Below are 25,523 nucleotides of genomic sequence, written 5' to 3'. Positions count from 1 at the left end.
GACGCTTCGCCCGTGTAGCGGAAGGAATCGCGTGAAGCACGGAAAGAAGAACGCGCGCAGATACATCGTGGCGGCCTCCATCGGCGCCCTCCTGTCGGCCGGAGTCGCCACAGGGGCTTACGCCGGTGGGGCGGAATCCGCGCCGCTGAAGTACCAGCCGGAGATGGTCCAGGCTCTCGCCACCACCCTGGGTGTGAGCCGGCAGGAGGCCGTCGAGCGGCTGGACGACGAAGCACGGCAGCAGGACCGGTTCGCGAAGCTGCGGGCCGAGAAGGTCTCCACCCTCGGGGCCTTCTTCACCAAGGACGGGAAGCTCGTCGTCAACGCCGCCGACGCGCGGGCGGCGAAGGAGGTCAAGGCGGCGGGACTCGCAGCACGGGTCCCGGAGCGTGGTGAGGGCGAGCTGAACCGGATCAAGGCCCAACTCGACGCCAAGGCGCTCAGGAGCGCCCCGGCCGGGGTGTCGGCGTGGTCCGTGGATCTCGCCTCCGACACCGTGACCGTCGAGGTCAACGGGGCCTCCGACGCCGCCACCCGTACCTTCCTCAAGGCCGCCAGGAGCAACGGCGACGCCGTACGGGTCGTCCAGGGCCAGGAGAAGCTGGAGACGCAGGCCGTCGTGCCGCCGGGCAGCCGTATGACGTTCAACGGCTACCTCTGCTCCGTCGGTTACGGGGCGAAGGACCGCAACGGCAAGCAGGTGCTCGTGACCGCCGGGCACTGCATCGAGGACCTGCCCGAACTGGCCTACAACGGGACCCGGTTCGCCAAGGGCACCCACACCCGGTTCGCGCTCGGCACCCGCAGCGTGGACATGGGCATCGCCTCCGTGGACTCCGGCCACTCCATCGGCCTGGACATCACCACGTACGGCAAGGCGGGCACCGTCGCCGTACGGGGCAGCCAGCGGGCCCCGCAGGGTTCGGCGCTCTGCAAGGCCGGCCAGACCACCGGCTGGACCTGCGGCAAGGTCGGCTCGTACAACGTCAGCGTCACCTACACCGACCAGAACGGCGGTCCGGACACCGTCGTGACCGGTCTCGCCAGCTCCTCCGTCTGCACCCAGGGCGGGGACAGCGGGGGCGCGTACGTCTCCGGCGACCAGGCCCAGGGGATGACCTCCGGCGGGCCGATCAGCCAGCGGTGCAACGGCCAGGTGAACTCGCCCGGTTCGTCGTACTTCCAGCCGCTGGACGACGCCCTGAAGTACTACGGGCTGACGCTCAACACCAAGTAGCCCCGACCGGGTGAAGGTGCCGCATACGCGGGAGACCGTCCACTGACCCTGGGCGGTCTCCCGTTTCCAACGTGTCCGTCATGCCGTCGTGTCCGTCATGCCGTCGTGTCCGTCATGCCGACGTGTCTGCCCTTTCGGCGTGTCCCTCATTCCGGTGTGTCGAAATCCCAGGCCACTCCGTGCACTCCGGGTTTGCAGCGGGAAGCGAGCACATGGGTGCTGTGGGAATCGTTCATCGAAATGCGTCGCTGCGCGCGGGGCGGGGCGCCCACCTGGTCCCGGAAGTACCGCCGGCAGCCCGAGGGAAGCGCGTCCGGATGGAAGAAGACCTGCTGAAGATATTCGTGCAGATTCGCCCGCGACCAGCGTTCGTAGTGCGTGGCCGGTTCCCGGGAAGGGCTCACATCGACCGAGTAACTCACCACCGTTGTATCCAGTTTGGCGAGTTCGCGGCCGAAGTGGATTTCCAGCACCAGGGATTTGAGCCCCTTGAGGTACGTGGCCTCCCCGAGCCGCCCGCTGGTGACGCGGATGTCGAGTGGCTCCGCCTGTTCGTCGTCGAAGCTGAGCACGAAGAGCGCCCGGTCGGCTCCGGGGCGGCTGGCCCGCAGCACATTGGTCGTGCTGATGCTGCTCAGCGTTCCGGTCGCACCCAGCCGCACGATGTCGTGGATCAGCAGCGAGCTGGTCTCCTGGTTGAAGTGGCGGAACCGTTCGCCGAGCGCCTTCTCCACCACCGAGTCCTCGCCCAGCACCTGGAGGGCCGCCCCCTCGCCCCGGGCCGGTGCGATCCGGCCGCGCGGGCGGCGTGGGCCGAGCAGCGAGCGCAGCGCCCCGCCCGGCAGGTCCAGGATCTCCTCCAGCACCTCCACGGCCCGCAGCGACCGGGCCCGCTCCGGCTGGCTGCGGCCGCGCTGCCAACTGCTCAGCGTGGCCTGGCTGACCCCGATGCCGCGCGCCCTGAGCCGTTCGCTCACCCGCTCCAGGGAGAGGCCGCGCCGCCCCAGCGCCTCCCGCAGGGCCGCCGGGAAGGCGTCGGCGCCCGGGGGAGGGGCGTCACCCGAAGACGACCCGCCGTGGGAGGGGGCCCCGGCCGACGACGACCCGCCGTGGGGAGAGGGCTTGGCCGACGAGGACCGGCTGTTGGGGGAAGCCCCGGCCGCCGGCCGCCCGCCGTGGTGAGGGCCGTCCGCCGCCCCGGCCTTCAGCGCCGCCCGCAGGGCGCGGGCGTTCGTGGGGCCCGTGGCGCTCCGCGCTCCCTCGGCGTCCGGCAGTCCGACGCCCGCTTCCATCCTGCTCGACATGTCCCTCCCCCATCCCGGCACTCCCGCCGCAGGGCATCCGCAAGGCCCCCGCATACTGGTTGACCACCGGAGAGGGACCGGATAACAAAACCCCCAGGAGTGACCTGCCCCACACTCCGGGGATGCGCTGCCCGGCGTCCTCCGCACGGCCCGAGGAAGTGAGCACGTGGTGAACAGCGTGAACGGTGTGGACGTGACCGCTCTGGTCGTCGCGGCCAGGGACGGGGACCAGGAGGCCGGGGAACGGCTCGCCGCCCTCTACCTGCCGCTCGTCTACAACGTCGTGGGCCGCGCCCTCAACGGCCACCCGGACGTGGACGACGTGGTGCAGGAGACCATGCTCCGGGCGCTCTCCGGCCTCTCCTCGCTGCGCGATCCCACCCGGTTCCGGTCCTGGCTGGTGGCCATCGCCATGAACCAGGTCCGCACCCGCTGGTCCGTCCTCGGCCACCGCCCCGCCGCGCTGGAGGAGACCGACGAGCCCGCCGACCCGGCCGCCGACTTCGTCGACCTGACCATCCTGCGCCTGGAACTCTCCGGCCAGCGGCGCGAGACCGCCGAGGCGACCCGCTGGCTGGACGGTGCCGAGCGCGATGTGCTCTCCCTGTGGTGGCTGGAAACCACCGGCGAACTGACCCGGGCCGAACTGGCCGACGCCCTCGGCCTTTCGCCGCAGCACGCCGCCGTACGCGTACAGCGGGTGAAGAACCAACTCGACGTCGGGCGCGCGGTCGTCCGGGCGCTGGCCGCCGAACCCCGCTGCCCGGCCCTGGACGACCTGGTGGCCGACTGGGACGGGGCGCCGACGCCCCTGTGGCGCAAGCGCATAGCCCGGCACATACGCGGCTGCGCCTCCTGCTCGGCCGGCAGTTCGGGGCTCGTACCGCCGGAGGGGCTGCTCTCGGGGCTCGCTCTGGTGGTGCCGTTGTACGAGGGGGGCCGGCACGCCGCCGCCGCTGTCGCCCCGGCCGTGGCTCCGGCCGCGTTCTCGGCGGGGAAGGCGGCGGGGCTCGCCGCCGCGGTGGCCGCCGTGACCTCGATCGCCGTACTCCTCTGGCCCTCCGCGCCCACCTCGCCCGCACCCCGCGCCGAAGGGGGTACGACGCGGCTCCCGGCGCCCGCTCCGGCACCGGTCACCACGGCGGCCACCCCGTCCGCGTCCCCGACGCCCACGCCGTCACCGACGCCGAGCCCGTCCGCCCCGAGCGCCTCGCCGTCCTCCGCGGCCCCGCCGTCCCCGAGTCCGGCGCCCCGGGCGAAGCCCCGCCCGCAGATGCTCCTGGTCGCCGAGGTCAACACCCTGCGCGCCCACAACGACTGCCCGCAGCTGACCACCGATCCCCGGCTCACCGAGGTCGCCCAGCGCCACTCCGAGGACATGGCGGCCCGCGGCTATTTCAGTCATACGGACTCCACGGGCCGGAACATGGGCGACCGGGTGACCGACTCCGGCTACCGGTGGACCGCCGTCGGCGAGACCATCGCCACCGGCAACGCCGACCCCGCCGCCGTCGCCGACCAGTGGCGCCGCAGCCCCGGCCGTGACGACGACATCCTCAACTGCAACTTCACGCATGTGGGCGTGGGCATCGCCGACTCTCCGCGCGGGCCCTACTGGACGCAGGTGCTGGCCACGCCCCAGTGAGGCCTCAAAGCTGCCGGAGCGGCTTGGCCATGCAGATGCTGCTGTCGTACGTCCGGTAGTGGCCGAACTTCTCCTCGCAGACCGTGTAGCCGCACGAGGTGTAGAGCGCGATCGCCTCGGGCTGCTGGTCCCCGGTCTCCAGGACCATCCGGACCCGGCCCGCGGCCCGGGCGTCCTCCTCCAGGGCGGCGAGCATCCGGCGGGCCAGGCCCCGGCCCCGGCCCTCGGGGATCACGAACATCCGCTTGATCTCGGCGTCGCCGTCCCGGTAGCCCTCGGAGTTACGGTCCTGGGTCCGCCAGCCGCCGGTCGCCACCGGGCGCTCCTGCTCGTCGTAGGCGAGCAGATACAGACCGTGCGGCGGATCGAACATGGCCGGGTCGAGAAATGTGACATCGCCCTCGTCGCCGTAGCGCTCGGCGTATTCGAGCTGGACCTGGTCGTTGAGTTTGACGGCGTCGGGGTGGTCGAAGCGGCGCGGGCGGATATTCATGCTGAGTATCGTATATCTATGGGTAGGGGTGGGGTAGGTACTGTTTCCGGATGCTGACTGTTACATCTGTGAATGTTAATGGGCTCCGCGCCGCCGCGAAGAAGGGCTTCGTGGAATGGCTGGCGGGCACCGAAGCCGATGTCGTCTGCCTCCAGGAGGTCCGCGCCGAGCCCGGCCAGCTGGCCGAGGAGGTCCGCACCCCCGAGGGCTGGCACACCGTGCACGCCCCCGCCGCCGCCAAGGGGCGCGCCGGGGTCTCCCTCTACTCCCGGCAGGCGCCGGAGCGGGTCCAGATCGGGTTCGGCGGGTTCGACGTGCCCGGGGCCGAGGAGTTCGACGCGAGCGGCCGGTACGTCGAGATCGACCTCCCCGGGGTGACCGTCGCGAGCCTGTACCTGCCCTCCGGCGAGGTCGGCACGGAGCGGCAGGACGAGAAGGAGCGCTTCATGGCGGCCTTCCTGCCCTACCTCCAGGGGCTGAAGGCGCGGGCGGCGGCGGACGGGCGCGAGGTCGTGGTCTGCGGCGACTGGAACATCGCCCACCAGGAGGCCGACCTGAAGAACTGGAAGGCCAACCAGAAGAACTCCGGCTTCCTCCCCGAGGAGCGGGCCTGGCTGACGCGGGTCTTCGAGGAGGCCGCGTACGTCGATGTCGTACGGCAGCTGCACCCGGATGTGGCGGGGCCGTACAGCTGGTGGTCCTACCGGGGGCGTGCCTTCGACAACGACGCGGGCTGGCGCATCGACTACCAGATCGCCACGCCGGGTCTCGCCGCGCGGGCGGTCAAGGCGTGGGTGGAGCGGGCCGCCACGCACGGCGAGCGGTGGAGCGACCACGCGCCGGTGACGGTGGTGTACGAGCGGTAGGCCGGGCCGTCGCCCACGGGCGGTGGTTCGGTCGGTCGTCCACGGCGGTGGTTCCGGTCAGTCGGCCTTCGGGGGCTGTGTGCCGTCCTCGCGCCGCAGCCTCCGGTCCAGCGCCATCGACAGCTCCGCGTCCACCACCGCGCGGGCCAGTGGCCGGAGTTGGGCCGGTTCGGTCTCGGTGGCGTGGGCATGCAGTACGCGTACGAAGATTTCGGCGAGAGCGTCCGCGTGCTCGCGGACGCGGCGGCCCGAGGAGAGCACCGTGGCGAGCGGCACCCCTTCCCGTACGAGCTCCGCCGACACCTCCAGCAGGCGGCGGCTGATGTGGACGATCTCGTCCCCGTCGGTGGCGAGATAGCCCAGGTCCAGCGCGGTGGCCAGGTTCTCCGGGGTGACCTCGCCCTCGAAGTAGTCGGCGAGCTGTTCCGGGGTGAGCCGGACCGGGGTCTCCTCGGTCGGCTCGCCGAGCCCCAGCACCTCGGCGACATCGCGCCCGCTCTCGAAGGTGGCGGCCAGGTCCGCGATCCCGTTGAGGGTGTGGCCGCGCTCCAGCAGGCCCGTGATCGTGCGCAGCCGGGCCAGGTGGTGGTCGTCGTACCAGGCGATCCGGCCCTCGCGGCGCGGTGGCGGGATCAGTCCGCGCTCCCGGTAGAAGCGCAGGGTCCGCACGGTGATGCCGGCCTCCTTGGCCAGCTCCTCCATGCGGTATTCGCGGTGCTCGCGTCCTTCAGCCACAGGGGCACCCTATGTTGTACCGCCAGTAACTTTCCTCGGTCCGACCCCTACCCATCAGTACGAGCCTGCTCTACCCTCCGAACCATGCCAGTGATTGCTGGCGTAATCGCGTGACGTACCGCGGGAGGCGGCAGCATGGCCCAGCAGGAGCACGTACGTGTGGCGGTGATCGGAACCGGATTCGGGGGCCTGGGGGCCGCCGTCCGGCTGCGCCGCGAAGGCATCACCGATTTCGTCGTCCTGGAGCGCGCCGACTCGGTGGGCGGCACCTGGCGCGACAACAGCTATCCCGGCTGCGCCTGCGACGTACCGTCCCACCTCTACTCCTTCTCCTTCGCGCCCAACCCCGACTGGCCGCGCACCTTCTCCGGCCAGGAGCACATCCGGGCCTACCTGGAGCGCGTCGCCGACACCTTCGGGCTGCGCCCGCACATCCGGCTGAACCACGAGGTGAAGCTGATGAGCTGGGACAAGGAGAACCTCTACTGGGTGATCGAGTCCGCCAACGGCACGACCCTGCGCGCGGATGTCGTCATCTCCGCCACCGGGCCGCTCTCCGACCCCAAGATGCCCGACATACCCGGGCTGGACTCCTTCCCCGGCAAGGTCTTCCACTCCGCGCGCTGGGACCACGACTACGACCTGGCGGGCAAGCGGGTCGCGATGGTCGGAACGGGCGCCTCCGCCATCCAGATCGTCCCGGCGATCCAGCCGAAGACCGCCAAGCTCACGCTCTTCCAGCGCACGCCCCCGTGGGTCATGCCGCGCGTGGACCGCACGATCAGCAAGGCGGAGCAGGCACTCCACCGCGCGATACCCGCCACCGGCACCGCACGCCGTGGACTGCTGTGGGGCATACGGGAGTTGCAGGTCAGCGCCTTCACCAAGCACCCCGACCAGCTGGGGCTGGTGGAGAAGATAGCCAAGTCCAACATGGCACGGGCCATCAAGGACCCGGCCCTGCGGGCCAAGCTGACCCCCGACTACCGCATCGGCTGCAAGCGGATCCTGCTCTCCAGCACCTACTACCCGGCCCTCGCCCAGCCCAATGTGGACGTCGTGGCCTCCGGGCTCAGCGAGATACGCGGCTCCACCGTCGTCGCCGCCGACGGCAGCGAGGCCGAGGTCGACGCGATCATCTTCGGCACCGGCTTCCATGTGACGGACATGCCGATCGCGGAGCGGGTCGTCGGTGAGGAGGGCATCACGCTCGCCGAGTCCTGGAAGGACGGGATGAACTCGCTGCGCGGCGCGACCGCCGCCGGGTTCCCCAACTGGATGACGATCATCGGCCCCAACACGGGCCTCGGGAACTCCTCGATGATCCTGATGATCGAGTCCCAGCTGAACTACATGGCCGACTATCTGCGCCAGTTGAACGTGCTCGGCGGCCGCGCGGCGCTCGGCGCCCGCTCCACCGCCGTCACCGCCTGGAACCACCGGGTGCAGGAGCGGATGAAGCGTACGGTGTGGAACACCGGCGGCTGCACCAGCTGGTACCTCGACGAGTCGGGCCGCAACACGACGGTCTGGCCGGGCACGACGGGCGAGTTCCGGCGGCAGACGCGGTCGGTGGACCTCGCGGAGTACGACGTCATCCGGGCGGCCGCGAAGCCGGGCGGGGCTCCGGTCGCCGGGGGCGTACGCGGGAGCGAGACCGGGCGGCTCGGCGGGAGCGGGCTCGTACCGGAGCAGCCGGGGCGCGACGAGCGGGAGACGGTCACCGCAGGAGACCCGGTGGCATCCTCGACGTCCAGGGAGTCCGGGAAGGCCAAGGGGCCCGTCGCGTCCGGCGGCGGCAACGTCGTCGAGGAGGCCTCCCGATGAGCCGGCTCCTGCACCGCGACGACGCCCCGCCCGTCCCCGCGAACGAACTTTTCGTCACGTCCGCCGACGGCTCCCGCATCCACGTGGAGCTGCACGGCCCCGAGGACGCCCCCGCCGTGGTCCTCGCCCACGGCTGGACCTGCAACACCCACTTCTGGGCCGCGCAGATCCGGGACCTCGCCGCCGACCACCGCGTCATCGCCTACGACCAGCGCGGCCACGGCCTCACCCCCGAACCGGGCCCCGGCGGCTACAGCGTCGACGCGCTCGCCGACGACCTGGAGGCCGTGCTCGCCGCCACCCTCGCCCCCGGGCGGAAGGCGGTGCTGGCCGGGCACTCCATGGGCGGGATGACGCTGATGGCCGCGGCCCGCCGCCCCGGCCTGCGCGAACACGCCGCAGCGGTCCTGCTCTGCTCCACCGGCAGCGGCCGGCTGACCGCCGAGGCCCTTGTGCTGCCGCTGCGGGCGAGCGCGTTCCGGACCCGGCTCACGGCCACGGTCCTGGGGGCGAAGGCGCCGCTGGGCCCGGTCACCCCGGTCTCGAAGAAGCTCCTCAAGTACGCGACCATGGGCGTCGGTTCGGCCCCGGAGCGGGTCGACGTCTGCGCCCGGATCGTGCACGCCTGTCCGCGTCGCGCCCGGGTGGGCTGGGGCCAGGTGCTCGCCGAGCTGGACGTGACGGCGGACGTGCGGGAGCTGCGGGTGCCGACGGCGGTCATCGCCGGTACGGGCGACCGGCTCACCCCGCCGGTCCACGCGCGGGCCATCGCGGCGGCGCTGCCGGTCGGCCTCGGGCTGACCGAGCTGGCCGGCATGGGGCACATGACGCCGGTGGAGGCCCCCGAGGCCGTCACGGCGAAGCTCAGGGAACTGACCACCCGGTACGTCGCAGCCCCGACGGCAGCCACGGCCGCCACGTCCGAGAAGGAGGATGTCGCATGAGCAGCAGCAGGCGGAGTCTGGAGGGCCAGGTCGTCGTCGTGACCGGCGCGGCCCGGGGCGTGGGCGAACTGCTGGCCCGCAAGCTGTCGGCGCGCGGGGCGACGCTGGCGCTCGTCGGCCTGGAGCGGGACGAGCTGAAGAAGGTCTCCGAGCGGCTGCACGGCGAGAGCGACCACTGGTTCGCCGATGTCACCGACCACGCGGCGATGGCCCAGGTGGCCCGCGAGGTCAAGGAGCGGTTCGGCAAGGTCGACGTGGTCGTCGCCAACGCGGGCGTCGCCTCGGGCGGCCCGTTCGTCGACTCGGACCCGGACGCCTGGCGGCGGGTCATCGAGGTGAACCTGATCGGCGGGGCGGTCACCGGGCGGGCGTTCCTGCCGGTGCTGATGGAGAGCCGTGGCTACTTCCTCCAGATAGCGTCGCTGGCCGCGATCACCCCGGCGCCGATGATGACGGCGTACTGCGCCTCCAAGTCGGGCGTGGAGGCGTTCGCGCACAGCCTGCGCGCCGAGGTCGGCTACAAGGGCGTCAAGGTCGGCGTCGGCTACCTCTCCTGGACCGACACGGACATGGTGCGCGGCGCCGACCAGGACGACGTGATGCGGGAGTTGCGCCAGCGGCTGCCGTGGCCGATGAACCGTACGTACCCGCTCGGCCCGGCCGTGGACCGGATCGCGGACGGCATCGCGCGGCGCTCCCCGCATGTGTACGCCCAGTGGTGGCTGCGCGGGATGCAGTCGGTCCGGGGCTACCTGCCCTCGGTCATCGCGATCGGCGGGCAGCGCGAGATGCGGCGCTTCGAGCCCCGCCTCCACACGGTGTCGAAGGGGCTGGTGGGGGCCGGGGGAGCGGCGGACCAGGACGCGCGTGCGGAGCGTACATAGGGAAGTAGGGGCCGTACGTCACGGTCGGTAGCGGTCCGAAATGCGCGGGATGTCGGGGCGTGCAACGCTGAGCACGGCCCCGCTGGGGGCCATCCCCACACGTACCCCAGGCATCCCACAGGAGTGAACAGCATGGGTATCGCAGACCAGTTCAAGGACAAGGCGCAGGACCTCGCCGAGCAGGCCAAGCAGAAGGCCGGCCAGGGCAAGGACGAGGCCCAGGAGCGTGGCTCGAAGGGTCGCGACCGCAACCGCGACCAGCAGCAGCACGGCTCCGACGCGTCGACCGGCCTGCGGGACCGGGCCCAGGACGCGGCGGACCAGGCGCGCGAGCGCTTCGACCGTTGACGGTCGCTGAGGTGTGACGCGTGCGCGCTGCGGTTCGCGCGTGCGTGCGCGTCGCTTCAGGAGGCGCACCCGGGGTTCCGGGTGCGCCTCCTTCTTGCTGTCCGGGGTGCGCCCCGGACCTGGGCCGGAAGAGATGTCCTCAATCGCCGGACAGGCTTGGTCTACGACCCGTCACCGTGGCGGCAGCGGCGGCCGCCGCAGGTTCGGGGCCGTGTCGTACGACGGGGGTGTCGACGCCGGGTGGGCCGCCAGGAGGTCCAGGGCCACTTGGACCGCGTCGTCCAGGACCGCGTGGCGGCCCTCCGCCCAGTCCAGGGGGGTGCGCAGGGCCTCCAGGTCCGGTTCGACGCCGTGGTTCTCCACCGACCAGCCGTACGTGTCGAACCAGGCGGCGTTCATCGGGACCGTGATCACCGTGCCGTCGCCCAGGCGGTGGCGGCCGGTCATGCCGACCACCCCGCCCCAGGTGCGCTGGCCTACCACCGGGCCCAGCTTCAGCAGCCGGAACGCGGCGGTGATCATGTCGCCGTCGGAGGAGGTCGCCTCGTCGGCCAGGGCGACGACCGGGCCGCGCGGGGCGTTGGAGGCGTAGCTCACCGCCTGGGCGTTACGGGTGAGGTCCCAGCCGAGGATCTTGCGGGTGAGCTTCTCCACGACCAGCTCGCTGATGTGGCCGCCCGCGTTGCCCCGTACGTCCACGATCAGGGCGGGGCGGGAGACCTCCAGGCGCAGGTCCCGGTTGAACTGGGCCCAGCCCGAGCCGCCCATGTCCGGGATGTGCAGGTAGCCGCACTTGCCGCCGCTCAACTCCCGTACGACGTCACGCCGTTTGGCCACCCAGTCCTGGTAGCGCAGCGGGCGCTCGTCCACCAGGGGCAGGATCGCCACCCGGCGTGAGGGGCCGCCGCCCGCCGGGGTGAACGTCAGCTCCACCGTCGTACCGCCCGCCGCCGTCAGCAGCGGGAACGGGCCCGTCACCGGGTCCACCGGGCGGCCGTCCACATGGGTGAGGACCGCGCCCTCCCTGATCCCCGTACCGGCCAGGGGTGAACGGGCCTTGGAGTCCGAGGAGTCGCCGGGCAGGATGCGCTGGAGGGTCCAAGCGCCGTCCCGGCAGACCAGGTTGGCGCCGAGCAGGCCCATCGCCCGCTGGTAGTGCGGCGGGCCCTCGTTGCGGCGGGCGGGGGAGACGTACGCGTGCGAGGTGCCCAGCTCGCCCAGCACCTCGCGCAGCAGATCCGCGAACTCGTCGGGGGAGGCGACCCGTTCGACCAGCGGGCGGTACTGGTCCAGCACCCCGTCCCAGTCGATCCCGCACATGTCCGGCTCCCAGAAGAAGGAGCGGATGATCCGGCCCGCCTCCCCGTACGCCTGACGCCACTCCGCCCCCGGGTCGACCTCGTGCAGGATGCGGCGCAGGTCCAGATAGACCGTGGAGTCCGTGTCGCCGGGTTCCGTAGCCGGTACGGCGCGGAGCTCGCCGTCGTCCATCACGACGAGCCGGGACGCGTCGCCGCTGACCGCGAACCAGTCGAGGTGGTCGACCAGTTCGGTCTTACGCGCCTTCGCGATGTTGAAGTGCTCCAGCGTCGGCCGCCCCGACATGTCGGCCGGGTTGGCGAACGTCTCGCCCAGCGCCCCCGAGATGGGCCAGCGCAGCCAGACAAGACCGCCCCCGCTCACCGGGTGCAGCGCCGAATACTTCGAGGCGGAGACCGGGAAGGGCGTCACCCGGCTCTCCAGGCCCTCGAACTCCACCATGACCGTCGACCCCTCCGACGTACCACCTCCCTCCGGAACGTCTATCGGGTCCAGGCCGCCCGCCGCCGGGCGCCCGTCCGGGGAGAGCGCGAAGGGCGAGGGGGTGGCCGAGGAGAGCGGGACCAGGTAGGGGCGGCAGCCCAGCGGGAAGGAGAGGTCGCCGGTGTGGACGTCGTACACCGGGTCGAAGCCCCGCCAGGACAGGAACGCGAGGTAGCGGCCGTCCTCCGTGAAGACCGGGTTCTCGTCCTCGAAGCGGCCGTTGGTCACGTCCACGATCACCGGGGCGCCGGGGCCGGAGATCCGGGCCAGCTTGATCTGCCGCAGCGAGCGGCCGATGCCCGGGTGCGACCAGGTCAGCCAGTCGCCGTCGGGGGAGAACGCCAGGTCGCGGACGGGGCCGTTGACCGAGCGGATCAGCTCGGTGAGGCCGGGGTGTTCGTCGACCGGGGCCGCGCTGTCCAGGACCGCCGCGCCCGTCGCCGCGTAGAGGTCGGCGCGGGTGGAGCCGCCGGGTCCCCGGTCCGCCACCGCCTCCGGCTCCCCCGTGTCCAGGAGCAGCAGCCGCCCGTCGTTCGAGGCGATGGCCAGGCGCTCCCCGTCCGGGTCGGAGACCATCTCCTGTACGCGGCCGAGCTGCCCCGAGGCGAGCCGGCGCGGGGCCCGGTCGCCGCTGGCGCGCGGCAGGTAGCCGATCTCCACCGCGTCCTCGCCGTCCGCGTCGGTGACGTACGCGACCTGCCCCCCGCTCCCCAGCATCTCCGGCAGCCGCACCCGCACCCCCGGGGTGTCGCTGATGGTGCGGGCGGGGCCGTCGCGGTGGGTGAGCCAGTAGAGGCTGCCGCGTACGGTGACGGCGCTGGCCCGGCCCGTCTCGTCGACCGAGAGCGAGTCGACGTTGGCGGCGGCGGGCACCTGGTAGTGGCGCCGGCCGGTGCGCGGCCCGCCGAGCCGTACCTCCAGCTTGCGCGGGGTGGCGTCCGGCGACTCCAGGTCCTCGACCAGCCAGAGGTCACCCGCGCACTGGTAGACGACGCGGTGGCCGTCGCTGGAGGCGTTGCGGGCGTAGAAGGCGTCGTGGTCGGTGTGGCGGCGCAGATCGGTGCCGTCGGTCCGGTAGGAGTAGAGGTTGCCGACGCCCTCGTGGTCGGAGAGGAACGCGATGCGGCGGCCCACGAACATCGGCGAGGCGAGGTGGCCGCCGATGTCCGGCAGCAGCCGCTCGCCGTGCAGCCAGAGGCGGCCCATGGCCCCGCCCCGGTAGCGCTTCCAGGCGGCCGGTTCGTGCGGGGGCGTGCCGGTCAGCAGCAGGGTGCGGCGCTCGCCGTCGAGGTCGGCGACCGCGATGTCGGAGACCGGGCCCCAGGGGAGCCGCCCGCCGGGGCTGCCGTCGGTGGGGACGCTGTAGGCCCAGGAGAAGTACGAGAACGGCTGGTTGTGGGAGGAGACGGCGAGGATCTGGGAGGCGTCGGCGGGATCGGGGCTCCAGCCGCAGACCCGGGCGTCGGTCGACCCCCAGTAGGTGAGCCGGCGGGCCGGGCCGCCGTCCACCGGGGCGAGGTGGATCTCGGGGTCGAGGGTGCGCCAGGTCGTGTAGGCGATGGAGGTGCCGTCGGGCGAGAAGCGGGGATGGCTGACCCGGGTCCGGTCGACGGTCACCCGCCAGGCCCGTCCCGGCCGGTGGCCCGCCGGTGCGAGGGGGGCGACCCAGAGGTCGTCCTCGGCGGCGAAGCAGAGCATGTCCTGGTGGAGGTGCGGGAACCGGAGATACGCGACGTCGTCACTCACCCTCCAATGCTTTCCGCGCGAAGGGCCCGGGGCAACTTGTGGTGCAGCCCACAAGCGAAACGATTTCGTTTCGCTGGATGGTAGGGGTACGGTTCAGGTGTACGAAACAGTTTCGTTCGATGGTGAGCGGAACACCGGGCCGGGACGAAGAACCGGCAGCATGCGAAGGAGGTCGGCACATGGCGCGCACCAGGCTGACCCCCGAGCGCGAGGGCGAGCTGTACGAATCCGTCCTCGACCTGCTCCGCGAGGTCGGCTACGACGCCCTGACCATGGACGCCATCGCCGCCCGTACCCGGTCCAGCAAGGCCACCCTCTACCGCCAGTGGGGCTCCAAGCCCGAGCTGGTCGCCAAGGCGCTGCGGCACAGCAAGCCGGGGAGCCTCGCCGACATCGACACCGGTTCGCTGCGGGGGGACTTCCACGCCGCGCTGAGCCGGACCGACGACTGCCAGATGGAGAAGGACGCCGCGCTGATGCGGGGTCTGAGCCAAGCCGTCCATGAGTACCCCGAGCTGCTCCAGGCCCTGCGCGAGCTGCTGATCGAGCCGGAGATGACCGGCCTCGACCAGCTGCTGCAACGGGCCGTGGAGAGGGGTGAGCTGAGCCCGGACAACCCGGCGCTGAGGTACATCCCGCACATGCTGATCGGCGCGCTCGCCGCCCGGCAGCTGATCGAGGACCGCCCGGTCGACCAGGCGTTCCTCCTCGATTACGTGGACTCCGTGATTCTCCCCGCTCTCGGAGTCTGACGTCCCCGTCCCACCCGCACGGCCCTCTCCCCGACGTTGTGCCTGACCCTGACACGCCGCTCTCGTCGTCGGGCTGGTTCCACACGCCCAAATCCACTCATACGACCTGACCGGGAGTACGCCCCCGTGGCCACTTTCCTCTACAAGCTCGGACGGTTCGCCTTCCGGCGCCGCCGCTATGTCGCCCTGGTCTGGGTGGCACTGCTGGCGCTCGCCGGATTCGGCGCGGCCTCCGCGTCCACCGCCACCTCCAGTTCCTTCTCCATCCCCGGTACGGAGGCGCAGCGCACCTTCGACCTGCTGGAACAGCGCTTCCCCGGCTCCAGTGCCGACGGGGCCACCGCCCGGGTCGTCTTCAAGGCGCCCGAGGGCGAGAAGGTGACCGACTCGGCCAACAAGAGCGAGATCCAGGGCATCGTCAAGGAACTGGACTCCGGCTCCGACCAGATCGCCTCGGTCGCCGACCCGTTCGAGGCGCAGGCCGTGAGCGAGGACGGTTCGACGGCGTACGTCGCGGTCTCCTACAAGGTCAACTCCATGGAGCTGACCGACAAGACCACCGACGCCCTGAAGGAGGCGGGCAAGGACGCGCAGCAGAGCGGCATGAAGGTGGAGATCGGCGGTGACGCGCTCCAGGTCATGCCGCACACCGGGGCCGCCGAGATCATCGGTGTCGCCATCGCCGCCGTCGTCCTGGTCATCACCTTCGGCTCGCTGATCGCGGCCGGGCTGCCGCTGCTGACCGCCCTGATCGGGGTCGGCATCGGGGTCTCGCTGATCACCGCGCTGGCCAACGTCCTGGACCTCGGCTCCACCACCTCGACGCTCGCCATGATGATCGGCCTCGCGGTCGGCATCGACTACGCCCTCTTCATCGTCTCCCGCTACCGCGCCGAACTGGCCGAGGGCCGGGAGCGCGAGGAGGCCGCCGGGCGGGCCGTGGGCACCGCCGGGTCGGCCGTCGTCTTCGCCGGTCTCACCGTGGTCATCGCCCTGGTGGGCCTGGCCGTCGTCAACATCCCGATGCTGACGAAGATGGGCTTCGCCGCCGCCGGTACGGTCGCGATCGCCGTGGTCATCGCCCTCACCCTCGTCCCGGCCCTGCTGGGCTTCGCGGGCAAGCGGGTCATGGGCCGCAAGGCGCGCAAGGCCGCCGAGGCGGAGAACCGTCCCGAGGCCAAGCCGAACATGGGCACCCGCTGGGCGCGGTTCGTGCTGCGCAGGCCCGTCTGGGTCCTGCTGGTCGGCGTCCTCGGCCTCGGCGTCATCGCCGTACCGGCCGCCTCGCTGGAGATGGGCCTGCCCGACGACGGCGCCCAGCCGAAGTCGACCACGCAGCGCCAGGCGTACGACATGCTCTCCGACGGCTTCGGCCCCGGCTTCAACGGCCCGCTGATGGTCGTCATGGACGGCAAGGGCAGCTCCGACGCGAAGGGCGCGGCCGAGCGGGTCCGCGAGGAGATCGAAGGGCTCGGCGTCGTCGCCGTCGCCCCGGCCCAGTTCAACAAGGCCGGCGACACCGCGATGATCACGGTCATCCCGAAGGACCGGCCGTCCTCCCACGCCACGGAGGAGGTCGTCCACGACATCCGTGACGCGGGCGGGGCCATCAAGGCGGACACCGGGGCCGAGATCCTGGTCACCGGCGCCACCGCGATGAACATCGACTTCTCGCAGAAGATGAACGACGCGCTGCTGCCCTACCTGGCGCTCGTCGTCGGCCTCGCGTTCCTGCTGCTGATGCTGGTCTTCCGGTCGGTCCTCGTCCCGCTGAAGGCGGCCCTCGGCTTCCTGCTCTCGGTGGTCGCGGCCCTCGGCGCGGTCGTCGCGGTCTTCCAGTGGGGCTGGCTCGGCTCGCTCTTCGGGGTGGAGCAGACCGGTCCGATCATGAGCATGATGCCGATCTTCATGGTCGGTGTGGTCTTCGGTCTCGCGATGGACTACGAGGTCTTCCTCGTCACCCGGATGCGCGAGGCGTTCGTCCACGGCGAGAGCCCCGGCCAGGCCATCGTGACCGGCTTCCAGCACGGCGCACGGGTCGTCACGGCGGCAGCGGTCATCATGATCGCCGTCTTCTCGGGCTTCATCGGCTCCAGCGAGCAGATGATCAAGATGATCGGCTTCTCGCTCGCCATCGCCGTCCTGTTCGACGCGTTCGTGGTGCGCATGGCGATCGTGCCGGCCGTCCTGGCCCTGCTGGGCAAGCGGGCCTGGTGGCTGCCGCGCTGGCTGGACCGGGCGCTGCCCAACGTGGACGTGGAGGGCGAGAAGCTCCAGAAGCAGCTGACGGAGGAGCCCGCCGGCTCCGAGGGCGGCGGTGACGGCGGCGAGCGCGAGCTCGTACGCGTCTGAGCCCGCCCGGGCCGGCCTGTAAGGGGACTCCGCGGAGCCGTTCGAGTCCTCCATGAGCCCCGGGACCGCGTCTGAGCGGAGCGCGGCCCCGGAAGCGCCGGTCACCTGTGGGGACGGGGGGCCGGGGCGCGGAGAAGGCCCCCGTGCGATGAGCACGGGGGCCTTCTCCGTCTACCTTCTTCGCTCGTACGTCCCGGTCTCAGCCGCGGGTCGCCGGGGCGCCCCGCTCCGGGCGGGTGGCGGTGGTGGTGCGGGACGGCTGCTTCTCCGGGGTCCCGTCCGACGGTGCGGCCGTCGCCGCGGCCTGTGCGCGGGTGCGGGCCAGGAAGCGGATCAGGGTCCTGATCTCGAACTGGAACACCTCGACCCCATCCGTCGAGTGCAGCTCCACGATCAGCTGCGTACGTCCGCAGGGCCAGACGCGGACGGCGCCGCGCTCGATCGGGGAGCGCAGGCCGCGTTCCAGGAGGTCGCGGCCGAACGCCCAGTCGGTGCCGCCGGGCAGGGTGATGTGGACGGTGCGCGGGTCCTCGGCGGCGTCGTAGCGCAGATCGACGGGGACCGGACGGGTCAGAGGGCCATCGGTGATGAGCCGGGCGCGTGCATGTTCTTCGATCACAGGGGACATGGGCCGGCTCCTCCTATATGTATCGCTCTGCCCTCTAATGTCCCATATTTCACGGAAGTGGCGCGGTGGGCGTCCGCTCACCGTGACAGCAGGTGAGGCCCAGGCTCTCGCCTGCGGTGGATGTGACGCAGGTGCCGGGGGCCAGCTCTTGCGTATGGTTCGCAAGAGAGCACTATTATTGATGGGTTCATGACCCCGCCCGCAGAACCGCGTCCACGCGGACGCGGACACCGTGCGGAACCGCAGGAAGCGGAGCCTTCTCATGCATGTACCCGATGGTTTCATCGATGCACCTGTCTCCGTCGCCGCCGGGGTTCTCGCCGCCGGCGCGGTCGCCGTCAGCCTTCGTGGCGCCCGCCGCGAACTGGACGAGCGCACCGCCCCGCTCGCCGGTCTGGTGGCCGCGTTCATCTTCGCCGTGCAGATGCTGAACTTCCCGGTGGCCGCCGGTACCAGCGGCCATCTGATGGGAGGGGCGCTGGCCGCGATCCTTGTCGGGCCGTACACGGCGGTGCTCTGCCTGGCGGTGGTGCTGCTGATGCAGGGCATCTTCTTCGCGGACGGCGGCCTCACCGCGCTCGGCGTGAACATCACCGTCATGGGCGTGGTCACCGTCGTCGTCGCGTACGCGCTGTTCCGCCTGCTCACCGGCCTCCTGCCGCGCACCCGCCGGTCCGCGACCGCCTCGGCGTTCGTCGCCGCGCTGGTCTCCGTACCCGTGTCGGCCGCCGCGTTCACGCTGCTCTACTGGATCGGCGGCACCACCGACATCCCGATCGGCAAGGTGTTCACGGCCATGGTCGGCGTACACATCCTGATCGGTATCGGCGAGGCGGTCATCACCGCGCTGACCGTCGGCGCCGTCCTCGCCGTACGCCCGGACCTCGTCCACGGCGTCCAGGGCCTGGCCGCGCCCCTCAAGCTCCGGGTCGACGGCGAACTGGTCGACGCCCCGGCCGCCACGCGCGAACCGGAGCCCGCCGCCGCGCCCCGGTCGACCCGTGGCTTCTGGATCACCGGCCTGGTCTCGGCGTTCGTCCTCGCCGGGTTCGTCTCCTTCTACGCCTCCGGCAACCCCGACGGCCTGGAGCGGGTCGCCGCCGACCAGGGCATCGACGAGAAGGTCCGGGAGCACGGCGCGGCCGACTCCCCGCTCGCCGACTACGGGGTCGGCGACATCTCCGACGCGAGGCTCTCCGGCGGTCTCGCCGGGGTGATCGGCGTCAGCGCCACGGTCGTCGTGGGCACGGGCGTCTTCTGGGTGGTGCGCCGCCGCAAGGAGGAGTCCGCCGAGGCGTCCCGCGACCACGAGAACGTCTGATGGAGAAGTGGCCTGACCTGTCTGAGGTCCGACCTTTATCACTCTCTGGTCCTACAGAACGAAGTGCTCCGACAGAGAAGAGGTCTGACCATGGGAGCGGGCCACGCGCACAAGCTCTACCGGCACGGACACAGCCCGGTCCACCGGCTGCCCCCGCACTGCAAACTGGCCGCCGTCTTCGGCTTCGTGCTCGTGGTCGTCTCCACCCCGCGTGAGGCGATGTGGGCCTTCGCCCTGTACGCGGCGCTCCTGGCGGCCGTCGCGGCGGCGGCCCGCATCCCGGTCGGCTTCCTGCTGAAGCGGCTGGTCATCGAGGTGCCGTTCGTGGCGTTCGCGCTGCTCATGCCGTTCGTGGTGCCGGGCGAGCAGACCGAGGTCCTCGGCGTCTCGGTCAGCGTCCCCGGCCTCTGGGGCGCCTGGAACGTGCTGGCCAAGGCCACCCTCGGCGTTGCCGCCTCGGTGCTCCTGGCCTCCACCACCGAGCTGCGGGCCGTCCTGCTCGGCCTCCAGCGGCTGAAGCTGCCCCCACTGCTCGTCCAGATCGCCTCGTTCATGATCCGGTACGGGGACGTCATCACCGACGAGATGCGGCGTATGTCGATCGCCCGCCGCTCCCGGGGGTTCGAGGCGCGCGGCGTACGGCAGTGGGGCGTCCTGGCCACCTCGATGGGCGCCCTGTTCATCCGCTCGTACGAACGGGGCGAGCGCGTCCACCTCGCCATGGTCAGCCGGGGGTACGCGGGCACGATGCCCGTGATCGACGAGGTGACGGCCACCCGGACCCAATGGGCGTACGCGGCGGCCCTCCCCGTGCTCGCGCTCACGGTCTGTCTGCTGGGATGGACCCTGTGACTTCCTCCTCCGCGTCCCAGGACCCCGCCCCGTCACTCGCCGTCAGCGGCCTCGCCTACGCCTACCCCGACGGCCACCAGGCCCTCTTCGGGGTGAACCTGACCGTGGGGCGCGGCGAGCGCGTCGCGGTCCTCGGCCCCAACGGCGCGGGCAAGACCACGCTCGTCCTGCACCTCAACGGCATCCTGGAGGCGGGCTCCGGCACGGTCCACGTCGCCGGTCTCCCGGTGGCCAAGCGGCACCTCGCGGAGATCCGCCGCCGGGTCGGCATCGTCTTCCAGGACCCGGACGACCAGCTGTTCATGCCCACGGTCCGCGAGGACATCGCGTTCGGCCCGGCGTCGGCGGGGCTGCGCGGCCCCGAGCTGGAGGAGCGGGTCCTGCGGGCGCTGAAGCAGGTGGGGATGGAGGAGTACGTGGGCCGCCCGCCGCACCATCTCTCCTTCGGCCAGCGCCGCCGCGTCGCCGTGGCCACCGTCCTCGCGATGGAGCCGGAGATCCTGGTCCTGGACGAGCCCTCGTCCAACCTGGACCCGGCCTCCCGCCGCGAACTGGCCGACATCCTGCGCTCGTTGGATGTCACGGTGCTGATGGTCACCCACGACCTGCCGTACGCACTGGAGCTCTGCCCGCGCGCGGTGATCCTCAGCGAGGGCGTGATCGCCGCCGACGGACGTACGCAGGACCTCCTCTGCGACGAGGAGTTGATGCGGGCGCACCGCTTGGAGCTGCCGTTCGGCTTCGACCCGAGGTCGGTCACCGTTCCGTCGCCGTGACCGGTCACGGTTCCGTCGCCGTAAACAGCTCGTGACAGTGCGGTGGTGACGGTGACCCGCTCCCCGGGGACCTCGCCGGGCCGTGCACCATGGGGGGATGAGCGAGGGCGTGGGAACGGCGGCGGGTACAGAGGCAGGCAGGGACGTAGACGTACGGGGCACGGTGGCCCCGGGGTTCGAACCGGTCCGGGACGCCTTCGTCCGCAACTTCGAGCAGCGGGGCGAGCGCGGCGCGGCGGTCGCCGTCTACCGGGACGGGCGCAAGGTCGTGGACCTGTGGGCCGGTACGAGGGACGTGGACGGCACCGAACCGTGGGCCGTCGACACGGTCCAGATCGTGCGCTCGGCGGGCAAGGGCATCGCCGCCGCTGTCCCGCTCCTGCTCCACCAGCGCGGGCAGGTCGACCTGGACGCCCCGGTCTCCACGTACTGGCCGGAGTTCAAGGCGAACGGCAAGGAACGCGTCCTGGTCCGCGACCTCCTGGCCCACCGCGCCGGGGTCCCCGCCCTGGACCGCACCCTCACCCCCGCCGAGGCGGCCGACGGGGTCTCCGGCCCGGCCGCCGTCGCCGCGCAGCGCCCGTACTGGGAGCCGGGCACGGACCACGGCTACCACGCCCAGACCTACAGCTGGCTCATCGGCGAACTGGTCCGCCGCGCCACCGGCCGCACCATCGGCCGCTGGATCGCGGAGGAGATCGCGCGCCCGCTCGGCCTGGACTTCTGGTTCGGGCTTCCGGCGGAGGAGGCGCACCGCATCGGCCGCATCGGCCCGGTGGAGCCGCCGGTTTCCGCCACGGCCTCCGGCGCCTTGCGCGTACGCCCCAAGCGCTCGGTGGTGGAGGCCTACCGCGACCCGGAGTCGCTGACCCGGCGGGCGTTCGGCGCGATCGACCCGTTCCCGGACGAGAACGACGCGGCCTACCGTACGGCGGAACTCCCGGCCTCCAACGGCATCGCGACCGCTCGGGGCCTGGCCCACTGCTATGCCGCGATGATCGGCCCGGTCGACGGCCACCGCCGCCTGTTCGCCCCCGCGACCCTCACCCTGGCCCGCACGGAGGAGTCGGCGGGCCCCGACCGGGTCCTGGTCGTCAACACCCGGTTCGGCCTGGGCTACATGCTGCACGGCCCGGCGGCACCGCTGCTGGGCCCGGGCTCGTTCGGCCACCCGGGCCGGGGCGGCTCGCTGGGCTTCGCGGACCCGGAGTCGGGCATCGCGCTGGGTTACGTCACCAACGGCCTCCAGAAGGGAGTCACCGCCGACCCCCGTGCCCAGGCGCTGGTCAGGGCAGTACGGTCGGCGCTATGACACGACCCCGTTTCCATGGTTACAGCGTCCTGATCACCGCCGCCGGCCAGGGCATCGGCGCGGCAACGGCCCACCGCCTGGCGGCGGAAGGCGCCTCGGTCCTCGTCACCGACCTGGACGCGAAGCGCGCCTCCGACACGGCGGCGGCGATACGCGAGGCGGGCGGCACGGCCGACTCCCTGGCCTGCGACGTGGCGGACCGGACGGCGGTGGAGGCGGCGGTGGCGTACGCGGTCGAGACCTTCGGCGGCCTGGATGTCCTGGTCAACAACGCGTACGCGGCGAGCGACGACGCCAAGCTCTTCGAGGACGAGCCGGACGAGAACTGGGAACGGGACCTGGACATCACCCTCTCCGGCCCGTTCCGCTGCGCCCGCGCCGCGCTGCCGCACCTGGTCGCCTCGGGCCGGGGCGCGGTCGTCACCATCGGCTCGGTCAACGGCGAGCAGGACTTCGGCGGCCACGCGTACAGCGCGGCCAAGGCGGGCCTGGCGAGCCTGACCCGTACGCTGGCCGGCCACGCGGGCCCGCGCGGCGTACGGGTCAACCTGGTGGCCCCGGGCACGATCCGCACGGCGGCCTGGTCGGGCCGCGACGCGGAGCTGGAACGGGCGGCGGCGCTCTACCCGCTGGGCCGGGTCGGCACCCCGGAGGACATCGCGTCCGCCGTCGCCTTCCTGGCCTCGTCCGACGCGTCGTGGATCACGGGGACGACGCTGCGGGTGGACGGGGGCATCCTGGCGGTGAACACGGGCTTCCGCCAGGCGATGACCCAGCCGTAGCTCCCGTGACCGGCACAGAAATCCCGTGGCCCGGCGCCGCGCACCGCCCTAGCCTCCCCGCATGATCATCACGTACGACCACACCGACAAGGCGGGCCGCCCCGTCACCCTCCACGAGGTGGACGCGGACAACTGGCGGGCGGTCGCCGACTGCGCCCCGCGTGACGACCAGCGCGCCTGGGTCCCGGCCCTGGCGGCCCGCTACCTGGTCCTGACGTCCCGCGAGTCCACCTGGCACTCCCTGGCGGTCCTGGCCGGCGACGAGGTGACCGGCCACATCATGTGGGCGCGGGACGAGGACGGTTCGCACTGGATAGGCGGCATGCTGATCGACGCCGCCCACCAGGACCGGGGCATCGGCGCAGCCGCCGTACGCACCCTGGCGACCTGGCTGTCGGCCCGGGAGGACCACCCACCGGTCCGCCTCTCCTACGCCCCGTCCAACGAGCCCGCCGCCCACCTGTACACGGCGCTCGGCTTCCGCCCGACGGGGGCGGAGGAGGACGGGGAGGTGGTGGCGGAGTGGGTGGGGTGATCAGTCCGTGGCTTTGGGGTGGCCGGTGCCCGCGTAGGTGATCCCTACAGTGCGGTCGACGGGGTCGATCACGTACCAGATGCGCCCACCGCCGGTGACCTCGTACTGCCAGCGTTCGAGGCCCTGGCCCTTGAGCACGGTGCTTCCGAGCTTGCCCTTGAGGAGGTGCCGGCGCTGGGGGTGGTCGTTGGCGGCGGAGGATCGCGAGGAGGGCGGGATCGGCGTAGACCTCGGTGCTGTGCCGCCACTGCGTGAGCAGCAGGGCGATGGGGGCCAGGTTGTCGAGTGCCACAGCGCCGCGTGCCGTGGCCACCAGCTCGGAGATCAGGGCGTCGACGTCCGCTCTGCCTGCCCGAATTCGCCGGCCTCCGCGACGACCTCTCCTCGGGCCGGTGGGCCGAACGCAACCGCGACCTCGTCGCCCTCGACCGGGCGGAGCTGGGGCTGCGCCTGCTCGTCGCCTGAACGTGGAGGGCTGACGAACGCGGCACGAGCAGCTCAGGCGGCGGCCTGTGCGCTGTCGGTTCGGCAGTCGCGGCAGTGGCCGGGGGCGGGCGAGCGGAAGGCGCGTTCGCAGCCGTCGCAGGTCTGGAAGGGGGTGACGGTGATGCGGCGGATGGGTGGCGGAGTGAGGTCCCCGGTGCCGGGGAGGGGCGGGGGGATGAGGGCGCTGAGGCGGTGTTTGAGCAGTTTGGCGGGGTTGCGGAGGGGCTGGGGGAGGTCGTGGGTGAGGGTGTGGCGGATGGTGTCGGGGCGGGCCTCGCGTTCGAGCCAGGCGGCGACTGCGGGGGCGAGTTGGCGGATGTCGTTCTCGGAGAGGACGAGTTGGGGTGCGTGGCGGCGGAGGTCGCTGAGGAGCGCGGTGGCGGCGCGGTCCAGCTCCGGGGTGAGTTCGCGGGGCCTGGGGAGGGGCGGGCGCGGCGGCTTGGGTGCGGTGGGAGGCGGCACGAGGGAGATGAAGGGGGCGTGATCCTGCGCCTCGTGTGCGTGTGCGTGTGCGTGTGGCTGTTCGGGGCCGTGTCCGTGGTCGTGTTGTACGTCGGGGGGTACGGGGGTCTGCGGTGCGGGTGCTTCCGGTGATGGTTGCTCGGCTGCGGGCGGTTCGGGCGCTGGGTCCGGCACCGGCGGCGGGGTCTGCGGTGCGGTGGGAGGCAGCTGTGGTCGGACCGCTGCAACTCGGGGACGTAACAGCGCCGCAGGCTGGTTGCAGAACACCGTGCGGGTGACGATCCGGCCGTTCGGCAGACGGGTGCGGGCCCGTTGCAGGTAGCCGTGGGCCTCCAGCTCGCGCAGGGCGGCGGCGATGCGCTTCTCGCCCTCAGGGAAGCGGGCGGCCAGCGCCTTGACGCCGATCTCGGCGCCCTGGGGCAGGGACTGGATGCGTACGGCGAAGCCCACGGCGACGGTGCTCAGGCCGGGGTGCTGGGCGAGGTGGTTGCCGACGACGGTGAAGCGGTCGGTGTGCGGGATCACGATCTGGATCACGCCACGGGCCGGGAGAGGCCCGGGAAGCTCTGCCAGGGCGCGCATGAGCGCAGTATTCTGCAAGGTATCCATCGGGAAGGGTTCTGCTTCCTTGGTGGTCAGGCCCTCGATCGGGATTGCAGTCCCGGCCGGGGGCCGACGTATGTGCTGGTCTGGTGGCGTGAGCATATGCCGGACAACCGGTGCGAAATCCAGCTGAGTTGGTAAACCTCACCCATGTGGGTGACGCGCCCCTGGGATGCGTCAGGTGGAGGACGGGTTGGGTCGGGTGGGGTTATTTCCCTTGGTTCTTTAAGTAGTTGATGTCGTGCGCCACCGCGTCGCGGTGGCGGACGATCCGGTGGGGGGTTCGCGCCGGACACCGGGTCGCGGCCGCGCGCGACCTGGTCGGGATCGTCACCGTACGAGGTCGGTCTCGGCCCATACGGTCTTGCGCGGTACGGGCCCGGGGACGACGCCCCAGCGGTCCGCCAGGGCCTCCACGATGAGCAGGCCGCGCCCGTGTACCGCGTCCTCGTCCTCGGGCTCTTTGACGGCCCCCCGGCCCGGCGGAACGCTGTCGCCTCGCGTGTCGGTGACCTCGATCCGCAGCGTCTGCCCGCCCGGCCGGAGTTCATGGATGGCGCCGACGTGGTGCTGGGAGCGGGCGGGAAGCTCGCGGCGATGAGGGCGGACATCGCGGAGGTGCGGTATCCGGAGAAGATCCGGGAGCTGCCGAAACTGGAGGCCGCGGCGGTGGAGTCGCTGACCCAAGGACGTCCACGGCCCCCGGCTCGCCCTGGCCCGCGCCGCGCGGGTCGACTTCGTTCCGTACGCCGCAGGGCGCTGATCCGCCGCCCGCCACTATGATGCGGGCAACGCGTCGCGATACGCGCTGGTGTGCCGGGAAGTCTGGT

The 25,523-nt window shown here is 72.0% G+C and carries 24 protein-coding genes; 16 read left to right on the top strand and 8 right to left on the bottom strand.

All coding sequences use genetic code 11. The features are described 5' to 3' along the window. Positions 1-31: 31 nt before the first annotated feature. Positions 32-1,237 carry an alpha-lytic protease prodomain-containing protein gene (locus GTY67_RS12805; RefSeq protein WP_161278730.1) on the top strand — a complete coding sequence of 402 codons (1,206 nt, stop codon included), beginning with the start codon at positions 32-34 and terminating at the stop codon, positions 1,235-1,237. 146 nt (positions 1,238-1,383) lie between these two features. Here the strand turns inward: GTY67_RS12805 and GTY67_RS12800 are convergent, their stop codons facing one another. Continuing rightward, positions 1,384-2,541: a helix-turn-helix domain-containing protein gene (locus GTY67_RS12800; RefSeq protein ID WP_237502602.1), complete on the bottom strand. Its 1,158-nt coding sequence runs from the start codon at positions 2,539-2,541 to the stop codon at positions 1,384-1,386. Positions 2,542-2,707: 166 nt separating this feature from the next. Here GTY67_RS12800 and GTY67_RS12795 point away from each other — a divergent pair, with 166 nt between their 5' ends. After that, positions 2,708-4,186: a sigma-70 family RNA polymerase sigma factor gene (locus tag GTY67_RS12795; protein ID WP_161278729.1), complete on the top strand. Its 1,479-nt coding sequence runs from the start codon at positions 2,708-2,710 to the stop codon at positions 4,184-4,186. Between the two features lie 4 nt (positions 4,187-4,190). Here the strand turns inward: GTY67_RS12795 and GTY67_RS12790 are convergent, their stop codons facing one another. Further along, positions 4,191-4,679, bottom strand: a complete 489-nt coding sequence (locus tag GTY67_RS12790; protein ID WP_161278727.1) for a GNAT family N-acetyltransferase — start codon at positions 4,677-4,679, stop codon at positions 4,191-4,193. 50 nt (positions 4,680-4,729) lie between these two features. On the opposite strand from GTY67_RS12790, the gene GTY67_RS12785 reads away from it, so the two are divergent. Next, entirely contained in the window at positions 4,730-5,545 is an 816-nt protein-coding gene (locus tag GTY67_RS12785; protein ID WP_161278725.1) for an exodeoxyribonuclease III, read from the top strand. Positions 5,546-5,602: 57 nt separating this feature from the next. Here the strand turns inward: GTY67_RS12785 and GTY67_RS12780 are convergent, their stop codons facing one another. Then, the gene (locus GTY67_RS12780) at positions 5,603-6,247 is read right to left on the bottom strand and encodes a MerR family transcriptional regulator (protein ID WP_093693625.1); all 645 of its coding nucleotides are present in this window, start codon (positions 6,245-6,247) and stop codon (positions 5,603-5,605) included. Positions 6,248-6,415: 168 nt separating this feature from the next. Here GTY67_RS12780 and GTY67_RS12775 point away from each other — a divergent pair, with 168 nt between their 5' ends. The 4 genes from GTY67_RS12775 (at position 6,416) to GTY67_RS12760 (ending at position 10,283) form a co-directional block, all read left to right on the top strand. Next, positions 6,416-8,107, top strand: coding sequence for an NAD(P)/FAD-dependent oxidoreductase (locus tag GTY67_RS12775; RefSeq protein ID WP_161278724.1), 1,692 nt, complete (start codon positions 6,416-6,418; stop codon positions 8,105-8,107). Further along, on the top strand, positions 8,104-9,051 hold the full coding sequence (locus GTY67_RS12770) for an alpha/beta fold hydrolase (protein ID WP_093693623.1): 948 nt from the start codon (positions 8,104-8,106) through the stop codon (positions 9,049-9,051). The genes GTY67_RS12775 and GTY67_RS12770 overlap by 4 nt, the downstream gene beginning before the upstream one ends. Next, entirely contained in the window at positions 9,048-9,935 is an 888-nt protein-coding gene (locus GTY67_RS12765; RefSeq protein ID WP_161278722.1) for an SDR family oxidoreductase, read from the top strand. Before GTY67_RS12770 ends, GTY67_RS12765 begins: the two co-directional genes overlap by 4 nt. A gap of 132 nt (positions 9,936-10,067) precedes the next feature. Beyond that, on the top strand, positions 10,068-10,283 hold the full coding sequence (locus tag GTY67_RS12760; protein ID WP_093693621.1) for a hypothetical protein: 216 nt from the start codon (positions 10,068-10,070) through the stop codon (positions 10,281-10,283). A gap of 171 nt (positions 10,284-10,454) precedes the next feature. Here GTY67_RS12760 and GTY67_RS12755 read toward each other — a convergent pair whose 3' ends face one another. Continuing rightward, the gene (locus tag GTY67_RS12755; RefSeq protein WP_161278721.1) at positions 10,455-13,832 is read right to left on the bottom strand and encodes a S41 family peptidase; all 3,378 of its coding nucleotides are present in this window, start codon (positions 13,830-13,832) and stop codon (positions 10,455-10,457) included. A gap of 179 nt (positions 13,833-14,011) precedes the next feature. Between GTY67_RS12755 and GTY67_RS12750 the strand changes: the two genes are divergently transcribed. Then, positions 14,012-14,584 (top strand): TetR/AcrR family transcriptional regulator, encoded by a 573-nt coding sequence (locus GTY67_RS12750; protein WP_093693619.1) that lies wholly within the window; start codon positions 14,012-14,014, stop codon positions 14,582-14,584. A gap of 126 nt (positions 14,585-14,710) precedes the next feature. After that, positions 14,711-16,936 (top strand): MMPL family transporter, encoded by a 2,226-nt coding sequence (locus GTY67_RS12745; protein WP_161278720.1) that lies wholly within the window; start codon positions 14,711-14,713, stop codon positions 16,934-16,936. 199 nt (positions 16,937-17,135) lie between these two features. Here the strand turns inward: GTY67_RS12745 and GTY67_RS12740 are convergent, their stop codons facing one another. After that, on the bottom strand, positions 17,136-17,564 hold the full coding sequence (locus GTY67_RS12740) for an SsgA family sporulation/cell division regulator (RefSeq protein WP_161278718.1): 429 nt from the start codon (positions 17,562-17,564) through the stop codon (positions 17,136-17,138). Positions 17,565-17,826: 262 nt separating this feature from the next. Here GTY67_RS12740 and GTY67_RS12735 point away from each other — a divergent pair, with 262 nt between their 5' ends. The 6 genes from GTY67_RS12735 (at position 17,827) to GTY67_RS12710 (ending at position 23,142) form a co-directional block, all read left to right on the top strand. Beyond that, a complete protein-coding gene (locus tag GTY67_RS12735) occupies positions 17,827-18,885 on the top strand; it encodes an energy-coupling factor ABC transporter permease (protein WP_093693616.1) in 1,059 nt (352 codons plus the stop codon). Positions 18,886-18,975: 90 nt separating this feature from the next. Beyond that, the gene (gene cbiQ / locus GTY67_RS12730) at positions 18,976-19,737 is read left to right on the top strand and encodes a cobalt ECF transporter T component CbiQ (RefSeq protein ID WP_161278717.1); all 762 of its coding nucleotides are present in this window, start codon (positions 18,976-18,978) and stop codon (positions 19,735-19,737) included. Continuing rightward, positions 19,725-20,513, top strand: coding sequence for an ABC transporter ATP-binding protein (locus tag GTY67_RS12725; RefSeq protein WP_161278715.1), 789 nt, complete (start codon positions 19,725-19,727; stop codon positions 20,511-20,513). The genes cbiQ and GTY67_RS12725 overlap by 13 nt, the downstream gene beginning before the upstream one ends. A 97-nt stretch (positions 20,514-20,610) precedes the next feature. Then, complete coding sequence (locus GTY67_RS12720; protein WP_161278713.1) at positions 20,611-21,825, top strand: serine hydrolase domain-containing protein; 1,215 nt, start codon at positions 20,611-20,613, stop codon at positions 21,823-21,825. After that, the gene (locus GTY67_RS12715; protein ID WP_161278711.1) at positions 21,822-22,607 is read left to right on the top strand and encodes an SDR family NAD(P)-dependent oxidoreductase; all 786 of its coding nucleotides are present in this window, start codon (positions 21,822-21,824) and stop codon (positions 22,605-22,607) included. The genes GTY67_RS12720 and GTY67_RS12715 overlap by 4 nt, the downstream gene beginning before the upstream one ends. A gap of 61 nt (positions 22,608-22,668) precedes the next feature. Then, on the top strand, positions 22,669-23,142 hold the full coding sequence (locus GTY67_RS12710; RefSeq protein WP_161278710.1) for a GNAT family N-acetyltransferase: 474 nt from the start codon (positions 22,669-22,671) through the stop codon (positions 23,140-23,142). Here the strand turns inward: GTY67_RS12710 and GTY67_RS12705 are convergent, their stop codons facing one another. Continuing rightward, positions 23,143-23,280 carry a hypothetical protein gene (locus GTY67_RS12705; RefSeq protein WP_237502601.1) on the bottom strand — a complete coding sequence of 46 codons (138 nt, stop codon included), beginning with the start codon at positions 23,278-23,280 and terminating at the stop codon, positions 23,143-23,145. A 147-nt stretch (positions 23,281-23,427) separates the two neighbouring features. On the opposite strand from GTY67_RS12705, the gene GTY67_RS34520 reads away from it, so the two are divergent. Then, on the top strand, positions 23,428-23,607 hold the full coding sequence (locus GTY67_RS34520) for a hypothetical protein (RefSeq protein WP_202462320.1): 180 nt from the start codon (positions 23,428-23,430) through the stop codon (positions 23,605-23,607). 33 nt (positions 23,608-23,640) lie between these two features. Here the strand turns inward: GTY67_RS34520 and GTY67_RS12700 are convergent, their stop codons facing one another. Then, entirely contained in the window at positions 23,641-24,699 is a 1,059-nt protein-coding gene (locus GTY67_RS12700) for a hypothetical protein (RefSeq protein WP_161278709.1), read from the bottom strand. Positions 24,700-25,023: 324 nt separating this feature from the next. Next, complete coding sequence (locus tag GTY67_RS34895; protein WP_237502600.1) at positions 25,024-25,380, bottom strand: ATP-binding protein; 357 nt, start codon at positions 25,378-25,380, stop codon at positions 25,024-25,026. Positions 25,381-25,523: the final 143 nt, after the last annotated feature.

Origin of the sequence: Streptomyces sp. SID8374 (assembly GCF_009865135.1) — a bacterium.
GTDB lineage: Bacteria > Actinomycetota > Actinomycetes > Streptomycetales > Streptomycetaceae > Streptomyces.
The sequence above is the reverse complement of the archived record's forward strand: the minus strand, read 5'-3'. Positions and strand labels throughout refer to the sequence as shown.

Bases quoted from the DNA above. Each gene is read 5' to 3' on its own strand.
- GTY67_RS12800 (WP_237502602.1), bottom strand. From the start codon at position 2,541: ATGTCGAGCAGGATGGAAGCGGGCGTCGGACTGCCGGACGCCGAGGGA.
- GTY67_RS12735 (WP_093693616.1), top strand. From the start codon at position 17,827: ATGCATGTACCCGATGGTTTCATCGATGCACCTGTCTCCGTCGCCGCC.
- GTY67_RS12740 (WP_161278718.1), bottom strand. From the start codon at position 17,564: ATGTCCCCTGTGATCGAAGAACATGCACGCGCCCGGCTCATCACCGAT.
- GTY67_RS12700 (WP_161278709.1), bottom strand. From the start codon at position 24,699: ATGGATACCTTGCAGAATACTGCGCTCATGCGCGCCCTGGCAGAGCTT.
- GTY67_RS12790 (WP_161278727.1), bottom strand. From the start codon at position 4,679: ATGAATATCCGCCCGCGCCGCTTCGACCACCCCGACGCCGTCAAACTC.
- GTY67_RS12765 (WP_161278722.1), top strand. From the start codon at position 9,048: ATGAGCAGCAGCAGGCGGAGTCTGGAGGGCCAGGTCGTCGTCGTGACC.
- GTY67_RS12720 (WP_161278713.1), top strand. From the start codon at position 20,611: ATGAGCGAGGGCGTGGGAACGGCGGCGGGTACAGAGGCAGGCAGGGAC.
- GTY67_RS12775 (WP_161278724.1), top strand. From the start codon at position 6,416: ATGGCCCAGCAGGAGCACGTACGTGTGGCGGTGATCGGAACCGGATTC.
- GTY67_RS12770 (WP_093693623.1), top strand. From the start codon at position 8,104: ATGAGCCGGCTCCTGCACCGCGACGACGCCCCGCCCGTCCCCGCGAAC.
- GTY67_RS12780 (WP_093693625.1), bottom strand. From the start codon at position 6,247: ATGGAGGAGCTGGCCAAGGAGGCCGGCATCACCGTGCGGACCCTGCGC.
- GTY67_RS12785 (WP_161278725.1), top strand. From the start codon at position 4,730: ATGCTGACTGTTACATCTGTGAATGTTAATGGGCTCCGCGCCGCCGCG.
- GTY67_RS12725 (WP_161278715.1), top strand. From the start codon at position 19,725: ATGGACCCTGTGACTTCCTCCTCCGCGTCCCAGGACCCCGCCCCGTCA.
- GTY67_RS12715 (WP_161278711.1), top strand. From the start codon at position 21,822: ATGACACGACCCCGTTTCCATGGTTACAGCGTCCTGATCACCGCCGCC.
- GTY67_RS12760 (WP_093693621.1), top strand. From the start codon at position 10,068: ATGGGTATCGCAGACCAGTTCAAGGACAAGGCGCAGGACCTCGCCGAG.
- GTY67_RS12710 (WP_161278710.1), top strand. From the start codon at position 22,669: ATGATCATCACGTACGACCACACCGACAAGGCGGGCCGCCCCGTCACC.
- GTY67_RS12750 (WP_093693619.1), top strand. From the start codon at position 14,012: ATGGCGCGCACCAGGCTGACCCCCGAGCGCGAGGGCGAGCTGTACGAA.
- cbiQ (WP_161278717.1), top strand. From the start codon at position 18,976: ATGGGAGCGGGCCACGCGCACAAGCTCTACCGGCACGGACACAGCCCG.